The sequence below is a fragment of the Pseudomonas sp. SIMBA_041 genome (assembly GCF_046535095.1).
GTDB lineage: Bacteria > Pseudomonadota > Gammaproteobacteria > Pseudomonadales > Pseudomonadaceae > Aquipseudomonas > Aquipseudomonas mucoides.
Window position 1 is genome coordinate 1 of sequence record NZ_JAWRXJ010000943.1, and the last position, 236, is coordinate 236.

General features: G+C 31.4%; 1 protein-coding gene. It reads right to left on the reverse strand.

All coding sequences use genetic code 11. From position 1 onward, the window contains the following. A partial coding sequence (locus SB725_RS33920) for a hypothetical protein (protein WP_410923788.1) occupies positions 1–236 on the reverse strand: 236 nt, incomplete at both ends.

Sequence of the window (236 nt, forward strand, 5' to 3'; positions counted from 1 at the left end):
GTGTTGATCCATGACTATTTACTTCTATTTCTCCTTTGTTGTTAATTACAACTTTAGTTCCGCCATAATTAGAAGACAATCTCTTTATCTCAACAATACCGTCTGCTTCTATATCAAGTTCTAAGTTAATAACCCCTTTCTTAAGACGAGCTTCTATACGAGATGCAACAGCATATACATCACAATTATTAACTAATGCAATAAAAGTATTTCGATTTAAGTAACCAACTTTATTC